This is a genomic window from Saccharopolyspora sp. NPDC045839 (assembly GCF_056431645.1).
In genome coordinates this window covers 214,200-233,229 of the sequence record NZ_JBWKKH010000011.1, presented here as the reverse complement: position 1 = coordinate 233,229, position 19,030 = coordinate 214,200, and the positions used below count along the sequence as shown (strand labels likewise).

Here is a 19,030-nt window from a genome sequence, read left to right as displayed (position 1 = left end):
GCGAGATCCGACCGAAGAATTGGAACGGGTTCTAAGCAAGAGAACCACACTTCCAAGATTCAGTAAACCCCTGTAACTAACCTTGAATCGAGCAAGAGAACGCACTTTCGATCATGCTTGATTCGAACTCTTGTAAAGGCATCAGAACGTGTTCTAGTTTTGAGCGCGGAGACCGTGCGAGAGGAGATCCAGGTGGGCAATCCGGTGATCGTGGAAGCGGTCCGCACGCCGATCGGCAAGCGCCGCGGCCGGCTCTCGGGGCTGCACGCCGCCGAGATCCTCGGCGCCGCGCAACGCGGCCTGCTCGACCGCGCCGGCATCGACGCCGCCGAGGCCGACCAGGTGATCGGTGGCTGCGTGACCCAGGCGGGCGAGCAGTCGAACAACGTCACCCGCACGGCGTGGCTGAACGCCGGCCTGCCGCACCAGGTCGGGTGCACCACGGTCGACGCGCAATGCGGGTCGGCGCAGCAGGCCACGCACCTCGTCGCGGGCCTGATCGCCGTCGACGCGGTGCGGGTCGGCATCTCCTGCGGCGTCGAGGCGATGAGCCGCGTGCCGCTGCGCAGCAACCTCGGCACCGACGTGGGCATGCCGCGCCCGGACACCTGGGACATCGACCTGCCGAACCAGTACGAGGCGGCGGACCGCATCGCCGAGCGCCGCGGCATCGGCCGCGAAGAGCTGGACGCCTTCGGCCTGCGCTCCCAGGACCGAGCGCAGGCGGCGTGGCGGGAGGGCCGCTTCGACCGCGAGATCGTCCCCGTCCGCGTTCCCGGCGGCGACCCGGTGACCCGCGACGAGGGCCTGCGCGAAACCAGCATGCAGGCCCTCGGCGGCCTGAAACCCGTTCTGGAGAACGGGATGCACACGGCCGGGACGTCGTCGCAGATCTCCGACGGCGCGGCGGCGGTGCTGCTGGCAGACGCCGACCGGGCCGCCGAGCTCGGCCTGCGGCCGCGCGCCCGGATCGTCGCGCAGTGCCTGGTGGGCGGCGAGCCGTACTACCACCTGGACGGGCCGGTGCAGGCCACCCAGCGGGTGCTGGAGCTCAGCGGCATGAAGATCGGGGACATCGACGTCTTCGAGGTGAACGAGGCGTTCGCCTCGGTGGTGCTGTCGTGGGCGGCGGTGCACGAACCGGACCTGGACCGGGTCAACGTCAACGGCGGCGCGATCGCGCTGGGCCACCCGGTCGGCAGCACCGGGGCCAGGCTGATCACCACGGCCCTGCACGAGCTGGAGCGCCGCGACGCCACGACGGCGCTGATCACGATGTGCGCCGGCGGAGCCCTGGCCACGGGCACGATCATCGAACGGCTGCGCTAGAGGCGTCGAGGTGAACGGCCCGTTCGCTCCGCCAAACGAGACGAACGGGCCGTTCACCCCATCTTCTCGACCCCGACACACACCTCCGATATCGAGGTGAACGGACCGTTCACCTCGATAGACAAGACGAACAGGCCGCTCGCTCGAACACCGACGCGCACCACCAGCAGTGCAGTGAACGGCCTGTTCACCTCACTAGACGAGGCGAACAGGCCGTTCGCGTCGGGCGCTCACAGCCAGTCGTCGGGGTGGATCGTGGTGAGGAACAGGTCGAGATCCGTTGGCGGGGACTGCGGCGTCGGGGCGAGCCCCGCGTAGGCGCCCCGGTAGAACAGCAGCGGTGCGCCGGCAGCGGTTTCGCCGAGGGACCGGACGCGGCCGATGGCGATGTAGTGGTCGCCCGCCTCGTGCACCGCCTCGATGTCGCAGTCGATCCAGGTCAGCACGCCGTCGAGGATCGGGGCGCCCGACGGGGCCGGGTGCCAGCGGAGGCCCGCGAACTTGTCGTCGCCGCTGCGGCCGAACACGGAGCTGACCGGTCGTTGCGACTCCGCCAGGACGTTGACGCAGAACCGCCCCGCCCGCTCCAGCACCGGCCAGGCCCGGGACGTCCGGGCCGGGCAGAACAGGACCAGCGGCGGATCCAGGGACAGCGCCGCGAACGACTGGCAGGCGAAGCCCACCGGCCGCTCGCCGTCCGTCCCCGTCACCACCGTGACGCCGGTGCCGAAGTGCCCCAGCACCCGCCGGAACACCGCCGGCTCCGGGGCGAGCGACACTCGTGCCTCGTCGCCGCTCATGGGCGGGCGCCGACGCTGAAGTCGTGGCCCCACAGGCTGACCGCCGTGCTCTCGCGGGCGATCCAGTCCTCGTCGTCGACCTGCCTGCCCTCACAACCGAATTCGACGTCGAAGCCACCTGGCGCCTTCATGTAGAACGACAGCATCAGGTCGTTGACGTGCCGCCCCAGCGTCGCCGACATCGGCACCTTCCGCCGCTGCGCGCGGTCCAGGGTCAGCCCGACGTCGTCGACGTCGGCGACCTCCACCATCAGGTGCACGATCCCGCTCGGCGTCGGCATCGGCAGGAACGCCAGGCTGTGGTGGCGCGGGTTGCAGCCGAAGAACCGCAGCCAGGCCGGGTCCCCGTCCGCGGGGCGGCCGACCAGTTCCGGTGCCAGCCGCATCGAATCGCGCAGCCGGAAGCCCAGCACGTCCCGGTAGAACCGCAGCGCCGCCTCGTCGTCGTGGGTGGACAGCACCACGTGCCCGAGGCCCTGCTCCTCGGTGACGAACCGGTGCCCGTACGGGCTGACCACGCGGCGGTGCTGCAGCGCCACCCCGTGGAAGACCTCCAGCCCGTTGCCGGACGGGTCGTTGAAGCTGATCAGCCCGTTGACCCGGCGGTCGGCGAGCTCGTCGGCCGTGCCTTCCTTGTACGGCACGCCCGCGCTCTCCAGCCGGGCCCGGACCTCGTCCAGCTCCCCGGAGTTGGCGACCTCCCAGCCTGACGCGGCGAGCCGGTCCTGCTCGCCGGGCAGGATCACCAGGCGCGCCGGGAAGTCGTCCATCCGCAGGTACAGCGCGTCCGGGTCGCCTCCGGTGCCTTCGATCATGCCGAGCACCTTCAGGCCGAACACCCGCCACGCCTCGACGTCGGTCGCCTCGATGCGCAAGTAGCCGAGCGAACGAATGCCCACGGCGGGCCTCCTATTGATCGTCTTGACTGTGGCTTGCGTGGCGGTGCGAGCCGAGTCCCACACCGCAAGCGGCTGACGCCGCTGGTAAAACAGGTCCCTCAGGTCAGTCGAGCAGGAAATCCTTGGCGATCCGGTTGAATTCGGCGAATTTCTCCACCTGTGCCCAGTGCCCGCACTGGCCGAACACGTGCAGCTGCGCGCGTGGGATCAGCTTCAGCGCGACCAGCGCGCCGTCCAGCGGGTTGACCCGGTCCTCGCGACCCCAGATGAGCAGGACGCGCTGCCGCAGGCGGTACGCCTCCCGCCACAGCATGCCTTCCTCGAAGGTGTCCGGGTGCATGAACGACGCACCCATCGCCCGCATCGCGGCCAGCGACTCGGGGGACGAGGCGGCGGCGTAGCGCTCGTCGACGAGCTCGTCGGTGATCAGCGACTGGTCGTAGACCATGGCCCGCAGGAAGTCGGCGAGCTTCTCCTTGCTGGGACCCGGCGGCGCGCCGAAGGCGCTGAGCTTGCGGACGCCCTCGGTCGGGTCCGGCGCGAACGCGTTCAGGCTCAGGCCGCCGGGGCCCATCAGCACCAGCCGCCCGGCGCGGTCCGGGTGGTTCAGCGCGAAGCGCACCGCCGTGCCGCCGCCCAGCGAGTTGCCCAGCAGGTGGGCGCGTTCGATGCCGAGCTCGTCGAGCAGCTCCAGCAGCGCGGTCGCGCTGTGCGTGAAGTACTGGCCGTGCTCGGTCGGCTTGTCGGAGCGGCCGAAGCCGGGCTGGTCGACCGCGATGGCGTGGAAGTCCTCGGCGAAAACACCGATGTTGCGGGAGAAGTTGCTCCACGACGAAGCCCCTGGCCCCCCGCCGTGCAACATGACCACTGTGGACGCCGACGGGTCGCCGGCCTCGTGGTAGTGCAGGGTCAGTCCGGACGGCAGCTTCGCGGTCCGGCTCGTCGTGTCGAAATCGACCGTCATCGGACGTCCAATCGACGGATGTCTACCCAAGGGTGAAACGCCGCCAATCCGGGGACCACATCTGCCAGGATTCGCGATGTCCACCACGATGATCGGATTTGCACGTCAACTCCTATCATCTGTTACATGGCAGGCACATTGGTGAAGCGGGCATACAAGTACCGCTTCTACCCCACCGAGGAGCAGGCAGCCGAGCTGTCACGCACCTTCGGTTGCGTCCGCAAGGTCTACAACCTCGCGTTGGACGCGCGGACCCGCGCGTGGTTCACCGAGCAACGCCGGGTGAACTACGCGGATACTTCCGCGATGCTCACGGCCTGGAAGAAAACTGAGGGCCTCTCGTTCTTGTCCGAGGTTTCGAGCGCGCCTCTGCAACAGTGCCTGAGGCACCGGCAAGGAGCGTTCGTCGCGTTTTTCGGCAAGCGTGCCGGCTACCCCCGCTTCAAATCCCGCAAACGCTCCCGCAGCTCGGCCGAGTACACCAGGTCCGGGTTCCGGTGGCGCGACGGCCGCCTGACCTTGGCGAAAATGCGTGAGCCGCTCAACGTCGTGTGGTCCCGCCCGTTGCCCGTGGGGGCGAAACCATCGACGGTCACGGTGTCGCGTGACGGCGCTGAACGATGGTTTGTGTCGATCTTGGTCGAGACGAGCATCCCCCGTGGAACCGCCGCGAGCCGCACAGTCGGATCGGACATGGGACTCACATCGGTGGTGACGCTCTCCACAGGGGAGAAGGTCAGCAACCCAAAGCACGAGGCCCGGGCGCACTGGCGACTCGCACGTGCCCAGCGAGCCCTGTCTCGCAAGCAGAATGGCAGTAACAACTGGGAGAAAGCGCGCTTGGAGGTCGCGCGGGCGCACGCAGAGATCGCCGATCGACGACGTGATCACCTGCACAAGCTGACGACTCGACTCGTTCGCGAAAACCAGGCGATCGTGATCGAGGACCTGAACATCCGCAGCATGCGCAAGAACAGGAGCTTGTCTCGTGCGATCTCCGATGCTGCGTAGTCCGAGTTCCGTTGTGTGCTGAAGTACAAAACCGCGTGGTACGGCCGAGAGCTGATAGTGATCGACCGCTGGTTCCCTTCTTCGAAGATATGCTCGGAGTGCGGGAAACGTTCCGATTGCATGCCCTTGGGCATCCGCGAATGGACTTGTGGCTACTGTGCCGCCATCCACGATCGGGACATCAACGCAGCGCGGAACATCCTGGCCGCCGGGCCGGCGGTGTCGGCCTGTGGAGCTGGTGTGAGACCTCAACGGGAGACCTCCCGGACGGGGCAACCGGCCGTGAAGCAGGAACCATCCGGCGCGAGCCGGGCGGGAATCCCGACCTTCGGGTATGGGAGTAGTCAAACCATCGAATCCTTCACTGGGATGCCGAATTCTCCGGAACCGAACATCAGGTAGGCGCGCTCCAGGTCGTTGGCGGCGTGCACCCGGCCCGCGTGCGCGTCGCGCCAGAACCGCTGGATCGGCGTGCCCGACCACAGCGCCCGACCGCCGGAGTTCTCGAAGAGCCGGTCGATCGCCGAGATCGCCCGCGCCGTGCCGCGCACCTGGTCGCGCCGCGCCCGCAGCCGCAGCGACATCGGGACCTCCTCGCCCGCCTGCACCAGCGCGTACTCCTCGGCGAGGTTGTTCGTCAACTGCAGCCACGCCGCGTCGATCTCGCTGGCCGCCTCCGCGATCCGCACCTTCGCGAACGGGTCTTCCTTGGCCTTCTCCCCCGCGTACGCCGCCCGCACCCGCTTGGCCTGGTGCGCCACGTGCGCGTCGTAGGCGCCTTGGGCCATGCCGATGATCGGGGCGGTGATGGTCGACGGATGCACCGTCCCCCAGGGGAGTTTGTACAGCGGCGCGGTGTTGACCTGGTGCCCCGGGCACTGCGTCTTGGACATCGACACGAAGCTCAGCGCCCGGTGCTGCGGGACGAAGACGTCCTCCACGACGATGTCGTTGCTGCCGGTGCCGCGCAGGCCGACGGTGTCCCACACATCTTCGATCCGGTAGTCGCCCAGCGGGAGCAGGTACGTGCAGAAGTCGACCGGCTTGCCGTCATCGCCCAGCACCGGCCCGCCGAGGAACACCCACGACGCGTGGTCGCAGCCGGAGGAGAAGCTCCACCGCCCGCTGAGCCGGTAGCCCCCGTCGACGATGGTCGCCTTGCCCATCGGCGCGTACGACGAGGAGACTCGCGTCGCCGGGTCGTCGCCCCAGACTTCGTCCTGGGCCTGCTCCGGGAACAGGGCCAGGTGCCACGGGTGCACGCCGAGGATCGACGCCACCCAGCCGGTCGAGCCGCACGCGCTGCCGATGAGCCGGACCGCGCCGTAGAAGTCCAGCGGATCGGCTTCGTAGCCGCCGTAGCGCTCCGGTTGCAGCAGCGCGAAGAAACCGGCCTCCTGCAGGGCCGCGATGGTCTCGTCCGGGATCTTCCGGCCGTCCTCGGCCTTCTGCGCGCGGTCCCGCAGAACCGGCAGGAGTTCCCGCACCCGTTCGACGACTGCTCGACTGTCCTTCATCGGCCGCTCCCGTTTCCCGAGTGATCACAGGCTAGAACATGTTCTTATTCGTGTCGATCCCGCTGGAGTTCCAGCGCGATGTCGATGAGCTGGTCCTCCTGACCGCCGACGAGCTTGCGCTCGCCCGCGCGCACCAGCAGCGCCGCCTCGCTGACGCCGTAGCGCTCGGCCTGCCGGGCGGCGTGCTTGAGGAAGCTGGAGTACACCCCGGCGTAGCCCATCATCAGCGCCGAGCGGTCCAGCAGGCATTCCTCGGGCATCGCCGGGCGCACCACGTCCTCGGCCGCGTCGGCGATGGCGAAGAAGTCGATCCCGGTGCGGATGCCGAGCTTGTCGCACACGCCGACGAACGCCTCCACCGGAGTGTTCCCCGCCCCCGCGCCGAAACGCCTTGCGCTGCCGTCGATCTGCACCGCGCCGGCCCGTGCCGCGGCGACGGAGTTGGCGACGGCGACGCCGAGGTTCTCGTGCCCGTGGAAGCCGACCTGCGCCTCGCCGCCGACCTCCGCGACGAGCGCCGACACCCGCTCGGCCACCTGCTCCAGCACCAGCGCGCCCGCCGAGTCGACGACGTAGACGCACTGGCAGCCCACGTCGACCATGATCCGCGCCTGCTTCGCCAGCGACTCCGGCGGCTGGGAGTGCGCCATCATCAGGAAGCCGACGGTCTCCAGGCCCAGCTCGCGCGCGAGGCCGAAGTGCTGCTCCGACACGTCGGCTTCGGTGCAGTGCGTGGCGATCCGGCACACCGAAGCGCCGTTGTTGCGGGCGATGACGATGTCGTCGGTGACGCCGACTCCCGGCAGCATCAGCACGGCGATCTTGGCGTTGCGCGCCGTCTCGGCGGCGATGGTGATGAGTTCTTGTTCGGGCGTGCGGGAGAACCCGTAGTTGAACGACGAGCCGCCCAGCCCGTCGCCGTGGGTCACCTCGATGACCGGCACTCCCGCGCCGTCCAGCGCGGTGACGATGTCGCGCACCTCCGCCGCGGTGAACTGGTGGCGCTTGTGGTGCGAGCCGTCGCGCAGCGACGTGTCGGTGATCCGCACGTCCAGAGCGCCGGAGTAGGTGTTGGGCAGGTCGGTCATGCCAGTTCCGCCTCTCCGCGTTTCACAGTTGTGGTTGCGGCCGGCTCAATCTCGCGTTTCGCGGTTTCTTGCGGCTGGTTCGCGTCACGTTCCCCCAAGGTGCGGCTGAGGAGGACTGGGGTTGACACAGGGCTACTCATGCCACTGCCTCCTTGCCGACCAGCTGCTCCCCCACCCGCACCGCGGCGGCGGTCATGATGTCCAGGTTCCCGGAGTACGGCGGCAGGAAGTCGCCCGCGCCCTCGACTTCGACGAAGATCGCCGCGCGCGCCATGCCGCCGGTGGCCGGCGACGGCTGGTCGAACTGCGGCTCGGCGAGCAGCCGGTAGCCGGGCACGTACTCGGCGATCTCGGCGGCCATCTTGGTGATCGACGCGCCGATCGCGTCGGTGTTGGCGTCGGCCGGGATGGCGCAGAAGATCGTGTCGCGCATGATCACCGGCGGATCGGCCGGGTTCAGCACGATGATCGCCTTGCCGCGCTCCGCGCCGCCCAGCACCTCGATGCCGGTGCTGGTGGTGCGGGTGAACTCGTCGATGTTGGCGCGGGTGCCCGGCCCGGCCGACACCGACGCGACCGACGCGACGATCTCGGCGTAGGCGACCGGCACCACCCGCGACACCGCGTGCACCATCGGGATGGTGGCCTGGCCGCCGCAGGTGATCAGGTTCAGGTTCGGCGCGTCGAGGTGCTCGTCGAGGTTCACCGGCGGCACCACGTAGGGCCCGACGGCGGCCGGCGTGAGGTCGATGGCCCGGATGCCCGCCTCGGCGTAGCGGGGCGCGTTGGCCCGGTGCACCTTCGCCGAGGTGGCTTCGAAGACCACGTCGGGGCGGTGGTTGTCCAGCAGCCAGTCCACGCCGTCCGCGCTCGCCGCGACCCCGAGATCCGCCGCCCGGCGCAGCCCAGCGCTGGCCGGGTCGATGCCGATCATCCACCGGGGTTCGAGGTGCGCGGAGCGGCTCAGCTTGTGCAGCAGGTCGGTGCCGATGTTGCCGGATCCGACGATCGCCGCGGTCGCCTTGCCCATTCCGCCTCCTTTCTGCAGGTCAGGTGTCGTGAGTGGTTGTGGTCGCCAGGGCAGCCACAACCACTCACGACCCGAACGACACCGACACGGAGCCCAGTTCGGCTCCCCCGCACCGGAAGTCGGCGCGGAATTCGTCACCGGGCGACACGTCGATCGCGCGGGTGCAGGAACCGGGCAGCACGACGTTGCCGGCCCGCAGCCGCACGCCGAAGTCGGCGACCTTCCGCGCCAGCCAGGCGACGGCGGTGGCGGGGTTGCCCAGCACCGCGTCGGACCGGCCGTGCTCGATGGCCTCGCCGTTGCGCCACAGCACCGCGCCGATCCGTTGCAGGTCAACGGAACCCGGGTCGATCCGCGCCGCGCCGAGCGCGAAGCCCGCCGAGGACGCGTTGTCGGCGATCGTGTCGACCAGGCTGATCCGCCAGTCCGCGATCCGGCTGTCGATCAGCTCGATCGCCGGCACCAGCGCCTCGGTCCCGGCCAGCACGTCGGCCTCGGTGCACTCCGCGGGCAGGTCCGCGCCCAGCAGGAACCCGACCTCGACCTCCACCCGCGGCACGCAGTACCGCCGCGGGTCGACCGGTTCGCCCTCGGGCAGCCGCATGCTCGCCAGCAGGTGCCCGTAGTCGGGCTCGGACACGCCCATCATCTGCTGCATGACCGGCGAGGTCAGCCCGACCTTGTGGCCGACGACCGGCTCGTCGCGCCGGCGCACGTTCAGCAGCTGGATCTCGTAGGCGTCGACCGCGTCCAGCCGCGGCACCGTTTCCACCAGCGGCGGTATCGGCGCGCGATCGCGCTCGGCGTCCCAAAGCCGCTGCGCCACCTCGGCGCGCGCGTCAGCTGCCAGCATCCGTTCACCCCTTCGCCGAGTTGAGCCCGGCCCGGCGGCCGGAGAACACGCAGTCGGCCAGCGACAGCCCGCTGATGTAGGACTCCGAGCACACGCCGACCGCCGAGCGACCGGCCGCGAACAGGCCGGGAACGGTGCCGCCGTGCTCGTCCCGCACCTGCCCGGTGCCCTCGTCGACGAGCAGCCCGCCGACGGTGAGCATCGGGCACGGGTAGGCCAGGCTCGGCCGGATCGAGACGTCCAGCAGCGCGAACGGCGGCCGGTCCAGGACCTGGACGAACTCGGCGGGTTTGCCCGCCGGATCGGGCTTCCCTTCGTGCGCAGCCATGTTGTGGCTGTCCACTGTGGTCTTCAGTCCCGTCGCGTCGACACCGGCTGCACGGGCGACCGATTCGAGCGTGTCGCCGGTCGCCGCGGTCGAGAGCAGGTACCGCGCTTGCAGCCGCTGGAACCACACCGTCTGGCTGCGCAGCTGCTGCTTGGCCAGCCGCTGCAACCGCTGGTCGACCAGTAGCCAGCCCCGCCCGCCGTGCCGCTCGACGAGCGCCTGCCCGTGCGCGGCGCCGTAGCGGGATTCGTCGCCGACCCGCCGGCCGTCCCGGTCGACGAGGACGCCGCTGAGCATCGCGCTGGGCGGGCTGATGAAACGCCATGCCGAGACCCGGTCCAGCTTGCCGACCGCGCCGCCGGCGTCCTGCCCGAGCCGGATGCCGCTGCCGTCGTCTCCCCGCGTGCCCAGCGGCAGCCCGCCCCGGTAGGCGGGCGCGAATCGCCGCATCATCTCCCGGTTGGCCACGAATCCGCCCGCAGCCAGGACCACCGCCCGGTCCGCGTGGATCCGCACGGCTTCGCCGCGCCGCTCCAGCCGCTCGACCCGGCCGTGCAGCAGCCGCGCCAGCTTCGGCACGTACAGCCCGGGTTTCGCCGCGACGCGGCTCAACGCCCGGTGCACGCGGCGAGCGGCTCCGCCGACGCGCTCGCAGTCCACCGCGCAGACCCGGCCATCGGCGTCCAGCACCAGCTCGCGCGCACGGGTCTCGGTGAGCACCTGGACCCCGGCCCGGCGCACCGCCTCCGCCAGCGCCGCGAACAGCACTTTCCCCGACGTGCCACGACCCTTCGTGCGGTGGCCTCGCGGGGCGGGCACGGCGATATCCCGGAAGCCGCCCGCCGCTTCACTGCCGGAGTAGTAGAGGTAGTGCCGGTTGCTCGGGTACGACGTCTTGTACGGGCAGAGGCTTCCCTCGAACGGCACGCCCTGCTGCTCCAACCAGGTGATCATGTCGGCGCTGGAGTCGCAGAACCGGCGGAGCGTGTCCGCGCCGACCGCGTCGCCGACCTCTTCCCGCAGGTATGCGTACATCTCCTCGGGCGTGTCCGGCACGCCGGCCGCGCGTTGCTGCCGGGTGCCGCCACCGGCGTAGACGACGCCACCGGACAGGGCGCTGGCACCGCCGCCGCCGAACCGGTCGATCAGCACGACGCGGGCGCCCGCGCGGGCCGCTTCGAGCGCGGCGCAGGCCCCGGCGACGCCGAAGCCGACGATCACCACATCGGCGTGCAACGCGCTGCGCTGGACCATCGCACCCCTCACAAGTTTGGAACAGGTTCTCTTCGTGAATTCATCGAGGCAAGTGCCTGTTTTCTGGCTACACCATAGCGCCACTGGCACAGAAATCTATAACATGTTTCAGTATTGACCGCGAGGTTGGCGCGAGGGAGGTGCGATGACCGCAGGGACACCCGATGCCCGCTCCGAGTTCGACGTCGTCGTGGTCGGCAGCGGCGCCGCCGGGATGACGGCGGCGCTCACGGCGGCCCGGCAGGGACTCGACGCCGTGCTCGTCGAGAAGGCGGCGAAGTTCGGCGGCTCCACGGCCCGATCCGGCGGCGGCGTGTGGGTACCGAACAACCACGTGCTCGCCGAGGCCGGCATCACCGACAGCCCGGAAGCCGCGAGCAACTACCTCGCCCACATCGTCGGCGACGCGGTCGACCCCGAACGACAGGCCGCTTTCCTGGCGGCCGGCCCGCGGATGCTCGCCGACGTCCTGCCGAGCACGCCGCTGCGCATGCGGTGGGTGCCCGAATACGCGGACTACTACCCGGAAGCCCCCGGCGGCCGGGTGCGCGGGCGATCCATCGAGTCCGCGCCACTGGACGGCCGGGTGCTCGGCGACCTGCTCGCCGACCTCGAACCCGGCTACGGCAAGGCCCCGGCGAACCTGGTCGTCACGCAGGCCGACTTCCGGTGGCTGAACCTGCTCGCCCGCCACCCGCGGGGCCCGCTGCGCGCCCTGCGGGTGGGCACGCGCTGGCTGCTCGCCCGGATCCGCGGGCAGCGCCTGCTCGCGCTCGGCCAAGCGCTGGCCGCGGGGCTGCGGGTCGCGCTGCGGGACGCCGGAGTGCCGGTGTGGCTGAACACCCCGCTGATCGACCTGGAGCACGACGACGGCCGGGTCACCGGTGTCGTCGTCGAGCACGCAGGCGAGCGCCGAACCCTGGTGGCACGGCGCGGAGTCGTGCTGGCCGCAGGCGGTTTCGAGCACAACGAGCAGCTGCGCAAGCAGCACCAGCGCGAACCGATCGGTACACAGTGGACCGTCGGCGCGAAGGCCAACACCGGAGACGCGATCACCGCCGCCCAGCGGCTCGGTGCGGCGACGGAGCTGATGGACGACGCGTGGTGGGGGCCGTCGATCCCGCTGCCCGGCGGGCCGTGGTTCTGCCTCGCCGAACGAACCCTGCCCGGCTGCATCCTGGTCAACGGCGACGGAGAGCGGTTCGTCAACGAGGCCGCGCCGTACGTCGACGCGGTGCACGCCATGTACGGCCCCGGCGACGGGCCCGGGCGGCACATGCCGACCTGGCTGATCGCCGACCAGCGCTACCGCAACCGGTACATGTTCGCGGGCCTGGGCCCGCGACAGCCGTTCCCGGGCCGCTGGTACAAGACGGGGGCCGTCCAGCGGGCGGCGACGGTCGAAGCGCTGGCCGAGCGCATCGACGTGCCCGCCGACGCGCTGCGCCGCACGATCGACCGGTTCAACGGCTTCGCCCGCAACGGGGTGGACGCCGACTTCCAGCGCGGCGACTCCGGATACGACCGCTACTACGGCGATCCGCGCAACAAGCCGAACCCGAGCCTGGGCGCGCTGGAGGTAGCGCCGTTCTACGCCGTGAAGATCGTGCCGGGCGACCTCGGCACCAAGGGCGGCCTGCGCACCGACGTGCACGCGCGAGTGCTGCGCGAAGACGGCACGCCCATCGAAGGCCTGTACGCGGCGGGCAACACCAGCGCCGCCGTGATGGGCCGCACCTACGCCGGACCGGGTGCGACCCTCGGCCCAGCGATGACCTTCGGATATCTCGCCGCGCAACACCTGGCAACTGAGGGGTGAATTCGGCAATGGGCTTGCGTAGCGGTGCGGGTAGCGGAACCTCAGACGACGTCTGGACTGTGGGAGCCCCGATTTATGTATGCCCAATACACGGCATCGGGGCTGTCCTCGCCAGACGACGTCTGAGAACCCGCGGCGGTGCAAGTCGAGTCCCCCACCGCATGCGGCTAACGCCGCATTTTCAAAAGCCTACTGAGGCGGTACGAGCGAAAGGGACGAGATGACGGCGGCAAACAACGACGAGGTGCGCACCATCGACGTCGGGACTCCACCGACCCGGTTCGCGCGCGGCTGGCACTGCCTCGGACCGGCCGAGCAGTTCAAGGACGGCCGACCGCACGCCGTGGAGGCGTTCGGCACCAAGCTCGTCGTGTTCCAGGGCGAGGACGGCGGCCTCAACGTGCTCGACGGCTACTGCAGGCACATGGGCGGCGACCTCACGCAAGGCACCATCAAGGGCAACGCGGTCGCCTGCCCGTTCCACGACTGGCGCTGGGCGGGCAACGGCCGCTGCACCGGAATCCCCTACGCCAAGCGGATCCCGCTGCGCGCCCGCACCAAGGCGTGGCCCGCGATGGAGGAGAACAAGCAGCTGTTCGTGTGGAACGACCCGCAGGGCAACCCGCCCCCGGCGGACGTGACGATCCCGCACCTGCCGGAGTCGTTCTCCGACGAGTGGAGCAACTGGACCTGGGACACCGTGCGCATCGAGGGCTCGAACTGCCGCGAGATCGTCGACAACGTGGTGGACATGGCGCACTTCTTCTACATCCACTTCGCGTTCCCGACGTACTTCAAGAACGTCTTCGAGGGCCACGTCGCCAGCCAGTACCTGACCACCAAGGGCCGCCCGGACATCGGCGCGGGCACCTACTCCGGTAGCGACAACCAGGTGCGCTCGGAGGCGTCGTACTACGGGCCGTCGTACATGATCGACCGGCTGTGGAACGAGTACCACGGCTACACCATCGAGACGATCCTGATCAACTGCCACTACCCGATCACCGCCGACTCGTTCGTGCTGCAGTGGGGCGTGCTGGTCAAGAAGCTGCCGGGGCTCTCCGACGAGCAGGCCGACAAGCTGGCGGCCAAGATCGCCAAGAACACCGGCGTCGGGTTCCTGCAGGACGTGGAGATCTGGCGGAACAAGACGCGGATCGACAACCCGCTGCTGTGCGAGGAGGACGGCCCGGTCTACCAGCTGCGCCGCTGGTACGAGCAGTTCTACGTGGACGTCGAGGACGTCAGCGAGGACATGGTGGCGCGGTTCGAGTTCGAAGTGGACACCGGCCGCGCGAACGAGGTGTGGGAGCGGGAAGTCGCGGAGAACCTCGCGCGCAAGCAGGCGGAGAGCTCATGACCTGGGCGAAGGCACCGGACCTGGCCGACCGGCCCGCGGCGCTGGCCAGGGTGCGCGAAGGCACGGCCGCCGACCGGGCCGACTACCTGCGGTCGGGGTTGTGCCCGGTGGAGTGCGCGCGCTGCGGCGTCCGCGTGCTGGCGAAGAAGAACAGCCCGCAGCACACCAGCATCCAGTGGACCGCCGAAGGCGCTCGCCGGTGCGCGACGTTCGCCGACCGCCCGGGCGAGGTCGCCGAGTCCTGCACCGACGTGCTGGAGAGCATCGACGCCGCCGCCCGCGACGGCTTGATCGAGACCCCACCGCACGGTCCCGACCGCAATTTCCATTGAAATCGAAGGTTCGATTTCAATGGAAATTGCGGACCAGACCCACCGGGCCCACCCAGACCTCAGGAGCCAGTGATGCCCGAACCCGCCCGACTGCGGGTCGCCGCGGTCATCGACGAGACCCGGGACAGCCGGTCGCTGGTGTTCGAGCCACCGCCGGAGTGGTCCTACCGGCCCGGCCAGTTCCTCACCCTGCGAATCCCCAGCGATCGCACCGGTTCGGTAGCGCGCAGCTACTCCCTGTCCAGCTCGCCGCACGTCGACGAGGCGTGGCAGGTCACGGTGAAGCGAGCCGGCTACGGCTCGAACTGGCTGTGTGACAACGTCGTCGCCGGGACCACTGTGGACGTTCTGCCGCCCGGCGGCGCGTTCACGCCGGGTTCGCTGGACGAGAACTTCCTGCTGCTCGCGGCGGGCAGCGGGATCACGCCGGTGCTGTCCATCGCGAAGTCGGTGCTGGCGGCCGGGACCGGGCGCGTGGTGATCGTCTACGCCAATCAGGACGAGGATTCGGTCATCTTCGCCGCCGAGCTCCGGGATCTGATCGCCCGGCACCCCGACCGGCTCGTCGTGGTGCACTGGCTGGAGTCGGTGCAAGGCCTCCCGACGGTGCCCGCACTGCGCGAGCTGATCAGGCCGTTCGCGGATCACGAGTGCTTCGTGTGCGGCCCAGGCGGTTTCATGGACGCCGCCTCGGAAGCGCTGAAGGACCTGGAAGTCCCGCGCGCCCGGACCCACGTCGAACGCTTCGTCTCCCTGAAGCGCAACCCCTTCGAGAAGAAGCGGCCCAAAGCGCCCGAACCGGCCGAGGACACCGCGACGATCGCGGTCGAGCTCGACGGGGAACACCACCGGTTCGCGTGGCCACGCCAGAAGCGCCTGCTGGACCTGCTCCTGGAAAAGGGCCTGGACGCGCCGTTCTCCTGCCGCGAAGGCGCGTGCAGCGCCTGCGCCTGCCGGATCCGGAGCGGCGAGGTGAAGATGCTCCAGAACTCGGTCCTCGACCAGGAGGACCTCGACGACGGGATCATCCTGGCCTGCCAGTCCCTCCCGATCACCGACGAGGTCCACATCACCTACGATTGAGGCCTCCGGCGAGCACGTCCGAGGCGAAGTCCGCCGCCGAGAGCGGCGGCCGCCCGAGGACCTCCTGAACGCCGGTTCCCAGCTCGGACTCCGCTTCCGCGCGGTAGTTGCGGTAGAGCGCGGCCAACCCCGCGACGTACTCGGCCGACAACCCTGCGCGCACCAGTCCGGCCTGCCATTCGGCGTCGGGCACGACGTCTCGGTATCGGACCGGACTCCCCAGGACGGCGCCGAATTCGCCGGCCAACCGCTCGACGGTGATCCGCTCGGGGCCGCTGAGGAACAGCTGGCCACCGACCGGCCGCTCCGCGAGCAGCTCGGCGGCGGCCACCTCGGCGATGTCGCGGGTGTCGATGAAACCACGCGCCCCCGCCCCTCCCGGATCGGCGAGCGCCCCAGCGGCGATGGAATCGCGCTGGCCCAAGAAGTTCTGCAGGAACCGGTCCGGCCGCAGCACGGTCAGCTCCGGCACGCCCATCGCCTGCAGCCGGTCGACGACGACCTCGTGCGCCCCGGTGACCGGGTCGGGCTCGTCGGCGGTGCGCCACGGCAGGGCCCCCAACTTCACGATCCGCGTGACCCCGGCTTCCAAGGCCGCCCGCGCGAGGCCGATCTCGGCCTCCGCTTGACCCGAACGGTAGGGATGGGCGAGGTACAGGCGCTCGGCACCGTCCACTGCGGCGCGCACGTCGGTGGGATCGCCCGCGTCGCCGCGGATGACGCGACCGGCCACCGGCCCCAGCGAGGCGGCGGAGCGGTCGGAGCGGACCAGGTAGCGCACGTCGGGGTTGCCGCGCAGCAGTTCGGTGAGCTCGCGGCCGACGCTGCCGGTCGCGGCGGTGATGAGGATCTTCACCACCCGATCGTCCGGCGCGGCGCCCGGGCCGGCCAGCAACGAACCGGCCATCACTGGATATGTTCTGGCCATGCCGCGCACTGGTCGACCGCGCCGGGTGGTGGTCCCGGTCCTGCCCGGTCTGCCGCTGTTCGAGCTGGCCGCACCCGCCGAGATCTTCGGCACCGATCGCCGCGACCTGCATCCCGACTGGTACGAATTCTCCTTGTGCGCGGTCGGAAGCCGCTCCGTGCCGGTGCAGCCGACCGCGCGGCTGCGGCTGGACGCGGGAGTGGCCGCGCTGTCCGAAGCGGACACGGTCATCGTCCCGTCCTGCGACGCACCCGGAACGCCCGCACCGGCGTCGCTGCTGAGGGCGCTGCGGCAGGCCGGGCGCCGGGGTGCCCGCATCATCGGCCTGGGCGGCGGCACCTTCGTGCTGGCGCAGGCCGGGCTGCTGGACGGGCGAGCGGCCACCACCCACTGGATGTTCGCCGCGGAGTTCGCCCGGGAGCACCCGCAGGTGCGCGTGCGGCCCGACGCGCTCTACGTGCAGGACGGCCGCTACTTCACCGCCGCGGGCACCGCGGCGAGCATCGACCTGTGCCTGCGGCTGGTCGCCGACGATCTCGGCGCGGCCGTCGCCGCCCAGGTCGGCAGCCGGATGATCGCCTCCCCGCACCGCAGCGGCGACCAGGCGCAATCCCGGCCAGGACCGGCGAATCGCACCACGGGGCCGAGCCTGGCGGCGACGCTGGACTGGGCGATCAAGCGCCTCGACCGCGATCTACCGGTCGCCGAACTGGCCGAGCACGCCTCGATGAGCCTGCGCACCTTCAACCGGCAGTTCCGCCGGCAGGTCGGGATCAGCCCGGTCCGCTGGCTGACCCGGCAGCGGCTGTGGTTGGCCTGCCGGCTGCTGGAGACCACGGACCTGACGATCGAGCGCATCGCGCAACGCTGCGGCTACACCCACGCCGTGCCCCTGCGGCAGCACTTCCGGCGGGAGTGCGGGATGTCGCCCGGCGACTACCGCGCCCGCCACGGCGAGCGGTGACCTCAACCGACCGGCACCCGCGGTTCCGCATCGACGCTGGTCACGTGCCGTGAGTACCTGCAGGAACACTGATCAGCGCGCCGGCGGGATGTTGTGGTTCAGGCGGAAGAGGTTCTTCGGGTCGCGGGCCTTCTTCAGGGCGCTGAGGCGGTCGTAGTCCGCCGGGTCGTATGCCGCGCGGACGCCTTCCGGATTGGCGCTGCCGCCCGCCAGGAAGTTCAGGTTGCGGCCGCCCGTCGACCACGGGGACATCTCGCGCATGACGCGGCTCTGCAGCTCGCGGGCCGCGTCGACGGTGGCTTCGTCGACCTTGGAGTTGACGCCGAAGACGTACGGCGCGTCGCGGTGCCCGACGCAGTTGCCCGCCGGCCGGGACAGCGCGCCACCGAGGTGGCGGACCTCGACCACGCACCGCTGCGGCGCGTCGGGGCCGACCAGGTCGAGCAGCGTCTTGATCGCCGCGTCGTCGAAGTCGCGCAGCATCGCGTTGTCCGTGACGTAGCCCATCGGCTGGACCGGGTCGTTGTTGATCGAGCCGACCTCCCGGTACGGCATCTCGCGCACCGAGTCGATCAGCCGCGGCCCGACGGCCCGCAGCGGCTCGGTCAGCCGCTCCCCCGCCGCCGGATCACCGGAGTGCGCGATGCGCACGTGCACGACGTGGCGGCCGCGCAGCGGCTCCGGCAGGGCCGGAACGTCCGGGAACGGGACCAGCGCGACCGAGGAGGTCATCTCCTCCGGCAGGTCGCGGGTCCACTGCTGCCAGGTCCGCAGCACGTCGCCGATCAGGTGCGAGTCGAAGTACAGGCCGCCGCCGTAGAGGCTCGCGACCGGCATCAGGTCCACCTCCATGCCGGTCACCACGCCGAAATTGCCGCCCGCGCCGCGCAGCGCCCAGAACAGCTCGGCGTCGGATTCGGCGGTGACGCGGCGGAGCCGCCCGTCGGCGGTGACGATCTCGATGGCGCGCACGTGGTCCGCGGCGTAGCCGTAGCGCCGCCCGAGGTGCCCGAGGCCGCCGCCGAGGGTGTAGGACACCGCGCCGACGTGCGGTGCGCTGCCGGACAGGGGCGCCAGCCCGAACTCCGCCGCGGCCTCGACCACCTGGCCCCAGCGCACGCCCGCGGCGAACCACGCGGTGCGCCGCCCGGCGTCGATCCGGACCTCCGACATGCGACCGGTCGTGATCAGCACGCCGCCCTCGACCTCGGAGGCGATGCCGTGACCGGTGCTCAGCACCGCCACCGGCAGGTCCCGCGCCGCCGCGAACTCGACCGCCGCCCGCACGTCCTCCGCGTCGACCGCGCCCACCACGACCTGCGGTCGGCGCTGGTCGAAGGCCAGGAATCCGGAACGTTCGGCGTCGTAGTCGGTGTCTCCCGGCAGGAAAACCGGTCCCTGCACGCGGTCGGTCAGTGCGGCGAATTCGTTTGGTGCCATGCCAGGAACGTTAACCATCCTTGAGGACAGT

Annotated in this window: 18 protein-coding genes; 8 read left to right on the top strand and 10 right to left on the bottom strand. The window is 70.4% G+C overall.

The annotated features are described in order from the left end of the window. The first annotated feature begins 192 nt into the window (after window positions 1-192). Window positions 193-1,329, top strand: coding sequence for a steroid 3-ketoacyl-CoA thiolase (locus AC07EQ_RS18480; protein ID WP_478389127.1), 1,137 nt, complete (start codon window positions 193-195; stop codon window positions 1,327-1,329). Between the two features lie 230 nt (window positions 1,330-1,559). On the opposite strand, the gene hsaB is transcribed toward AC07EQ_RS18480, so the two are convergent. From hsaB to hsaD, 3 genes are all read right to left on the bottom strand, one after another. Then, window positions 1,560-2,129 carry a 3-hydroxy-9,10-secoandrosta-1,3,5(10)-triene-9,17-dione monooxygenase reductase subunit gene (gene hsaB, locus AC07EQ_RS18475; RefSeq protein ID WP_478389126.1) on the bottom strand — a complete coding sequence of 190 codons (570 nt, stop codon included), beginning with the start codon at window positions 2,127-2,129 and terminating at the stop codon, window positions 1,560-1,562. Continuing rightward, window positions 2,126-3,028 carry an iron-dependent extradiol dioxygenase HsaC gene (hsaC, locus tag AC07EQ_RS18470; RefSeq protein ID WP_478389125.1) on the bottom strand — a complete coding sequence of 301 codons (903 nt, stop codon included), beginning with the start codon at window positions 3,026-3,028 and terminating at the stop codon, window positions 2,126-2,128. The genes hsaB and hsaC overlap by 4 nt, the downstream gene beginning before the upstream one ends. Before the next feature lie 103 nt (window positions 3,029-3,131). Next, window positions 3,132-3,992, bottom strand: coding sequence for a 4,5:9,10-diseco-3-hydroxy-5,9,17-trioxoandrosta-1(10),2-diene-4-oate hydrolase (gene hsaD, locus AC07EQ_RS18465; protein WP_478389124.1), 861 nt, complete (start codon window positions 3,990-3,992; stop codon window positions 3,132-3,134). A 126-nt stretch (window positions 3,993-4,118) separates the two neighbouring features. Here hsaD and AC07EQ_RS18460 point away from each other — a divergent pair, with 126 nt between their 5' ends. Then, window positions 4,119-5,003 carry an RNA-guided endonuclease InsQ/TnpB family protein gene (locus tag AC07EQ_RS18460; RefSeq protein ID WP_478389123.1) on the top strand — a complete coding sequence of 295 codons (885 nt, stop codon included), beginning with the start codon at window positions 4,119-4,121 and terminating at the stop codon, window positions 5,001-5,003. Window positions 5,004-5,018: 15 nt separating this feature from the next. Further along, window positions 5,019-5,405: a zinc ribbon domain-containing protein gene (locus tag AC07EQ_RS18455; RefSeq protein WP_478389122.1), complete on the top strand. Its 387-nt coding sequence runs from the start codon at window positions 5,019-5,021 to the stop codon at window positions 5,403-5,405. On the opposite strand, the gene hsaA is transcribed toward AC07EQ_RS18455, so the two are convergent. The 5 genes from hsaA to AC07EQ_RS18430 all read right to left on the bottom strand — a co-directional run bounded on the left by hsaA (window position 5,348) and on the right by AC07EQ_RS18430 (window position 11,073). After that, complete coding sequence (gene hsaA / locus AC07EQ_RS18450; protein ID WP_478389121.1) at window positions 5,348-6,520, bottom strand: 3-hydroxy-9,10-secoandrosta-1,3,5(10)-triene-9,17-dione monooxygenase oxygenase subunit; 1,173 nt, start codon at window positions 6,518-6,520, stop codon at window positions 5,348-5,350. The two genes, AC07EQ_RS18455 and hsaA, sit on opposite strands and share 58 nt — an antisense overlap. A 44-nt stretch (window positions 6,521-6,564) precedes the next feature. Next, entirely contained in the window at window positions 6,565-7,608 is a 1,044-nt protein-coding gene (dmpG, locus tag AC07EQ_RS18445; RefSeq protein WP_478389120.1) for a 4-hydroxy-2-oxovalerate aldolase, read from the bottom strand. A gap of 136 nt (window positions 7,609-7,744) precedes the next feature. Then, complete coding sequence (locus tag AC07EQ_RS18440; protein WP_478389119.1) at window positions 7,745-8,638, bottom strand: acetaldehyde dehydrogenase (acetylating); 894 nt, start codon at window positions 8,636-8,638, stop codon at window positions 7,745-7,747. A gap of 64 nt (window positions 8,639-8,702) precedes the next feature. After that, window positions 8,703-9,491, bottom strand: coding sequence for a 2-keto-4-pentenoate hydratase (locus AC07EQ_RS18435; protein ID WP_478389118.1), 789 nt, complete (start codon window positions 9,489-9,491; stop codon window positions 8,703-8,705). A 4-nt stretch (window positions 9,492-9,495) separates the two neighbouring features. Further along, window positions 9,496-11,073, bottom strand: a complete 1,578-nt coding sequence (locus AC07EQ_RS18430; protein ID WP_478389117.1) for an FAD-binding protein — start codon at window positions 11,071-11,073, stop codon at window positions 9,496-9,498. A 145-nt stretch (window positions 11,074-11,218) separates the two neighbouring features. Here AC07EQ_RS18430 and kstD point away from each other — a divergent pair, with 145 nt between their 5' ends. From kstD to AC07EQ_RS18410, 4 genes are all read left to right on the top strand, one after another. Further along, complete coding sequence (gene kstD, locus AC07EQ_RS18425; RefSeq protein WP_478389116.1) at window positions 11,219-12,892, top strand: 3-oxosteroid 1-dehydrogenase; 1,674 nt, start codon at window positions 11,219-11,221, stop codon at window positions 12,890-12,892. A 220-nt stretch (window positions 12,893-13,112) separates the two neighbouring features. Further along, on the top strand, window positions 13,113-14,252 hold the full coding sequence (locus tag AC07EQ_RS18420; protein WP_478389115.1) for a 3-ketosteroid-9-alpha-monooxygenase, oxygenase component: 1,140 nt from the start codon (window positions 13,113-13,115) through the stop codon (window positions 14,250-14,252). Further along, a complete protein-coding gene (locus AC07EQ_RS18415) occupies window positions 14,249-14,584 on the top strand; it encodes a hypothetical protein (RefSeq protein ID WP_478389114.1) in 336 nt (111 codons plus the stop codon). Before AC07EQ_RS18420 ends, AC07EQ_RS18415 begins: the two co-directional genes overlap by 4 nt. Window positions 14,585-14,656: 72 nt before the next feature. Further along, complete coding sequence (locus tag AC07EQ_RS18410) at window positions 14,657-15,667, top strand: 2Fe-2S iron-sulfur cluster-binding protein (protein ID WP_478389113.1); 1,011 nt, start codon at window positions 14,657-14,659, stop codon at window positions 15,665-15,667. Here AC07EQ_RS18410 and AC07EQ_RS18405 read toward each other — a convergent pair. Continuing rightward, complete coding sequence (locus AC07EQ_RS18405; RefSeq protein ID WP_478389112.1) at window positions 15,654-16,574, bottom strand: NmrA family NAD(P)-binding protein; 921 nt, start codon at window positions 16,572-16,574, stop codon at window positions 15,654-15,656. The genes AC07EQ_RS18410 and AC07EQ_RS18405 overlap by 14 nt on opposite strands. A 19-nt stretch (window positions 16,575-16,593) precedes the next feature. On the opposite strand from AC07EQ_RS18405, the gene AC07EQ_RS18400 reads away from it, so the two are divergent. Next, window positions 16,594-17,559, top strand: a complete 966-nt coding sequence (locus tag AC07EQ_RS18400; RefSeq protein ID WP_478389111.1) for a GlxA family transcriptional regulator — start codon at window positions 16,594-16,596, stop codon at window positions 17,557-17,559. Between the two features lie 72 nt (window positions 17,560-17,631). On the opposite strand, the gene AC07EQ_RS18395 is transcribed toward AC07EQ_RS18400, so the two are convergent. Continuing rightward, window positions 17,632-18,999, bottom strand: coding sequence for an FAD-binding oxidoreductase (locus tag AC07EQ_RS18395; protein ID WP_478389110.1), 1,368 nt, complete (start codon window positions 18,997-18,999; stop codon window positions 17,632-17,634). Window positions 19,000-19,030 lie beyond the last annotated feature (31 nt).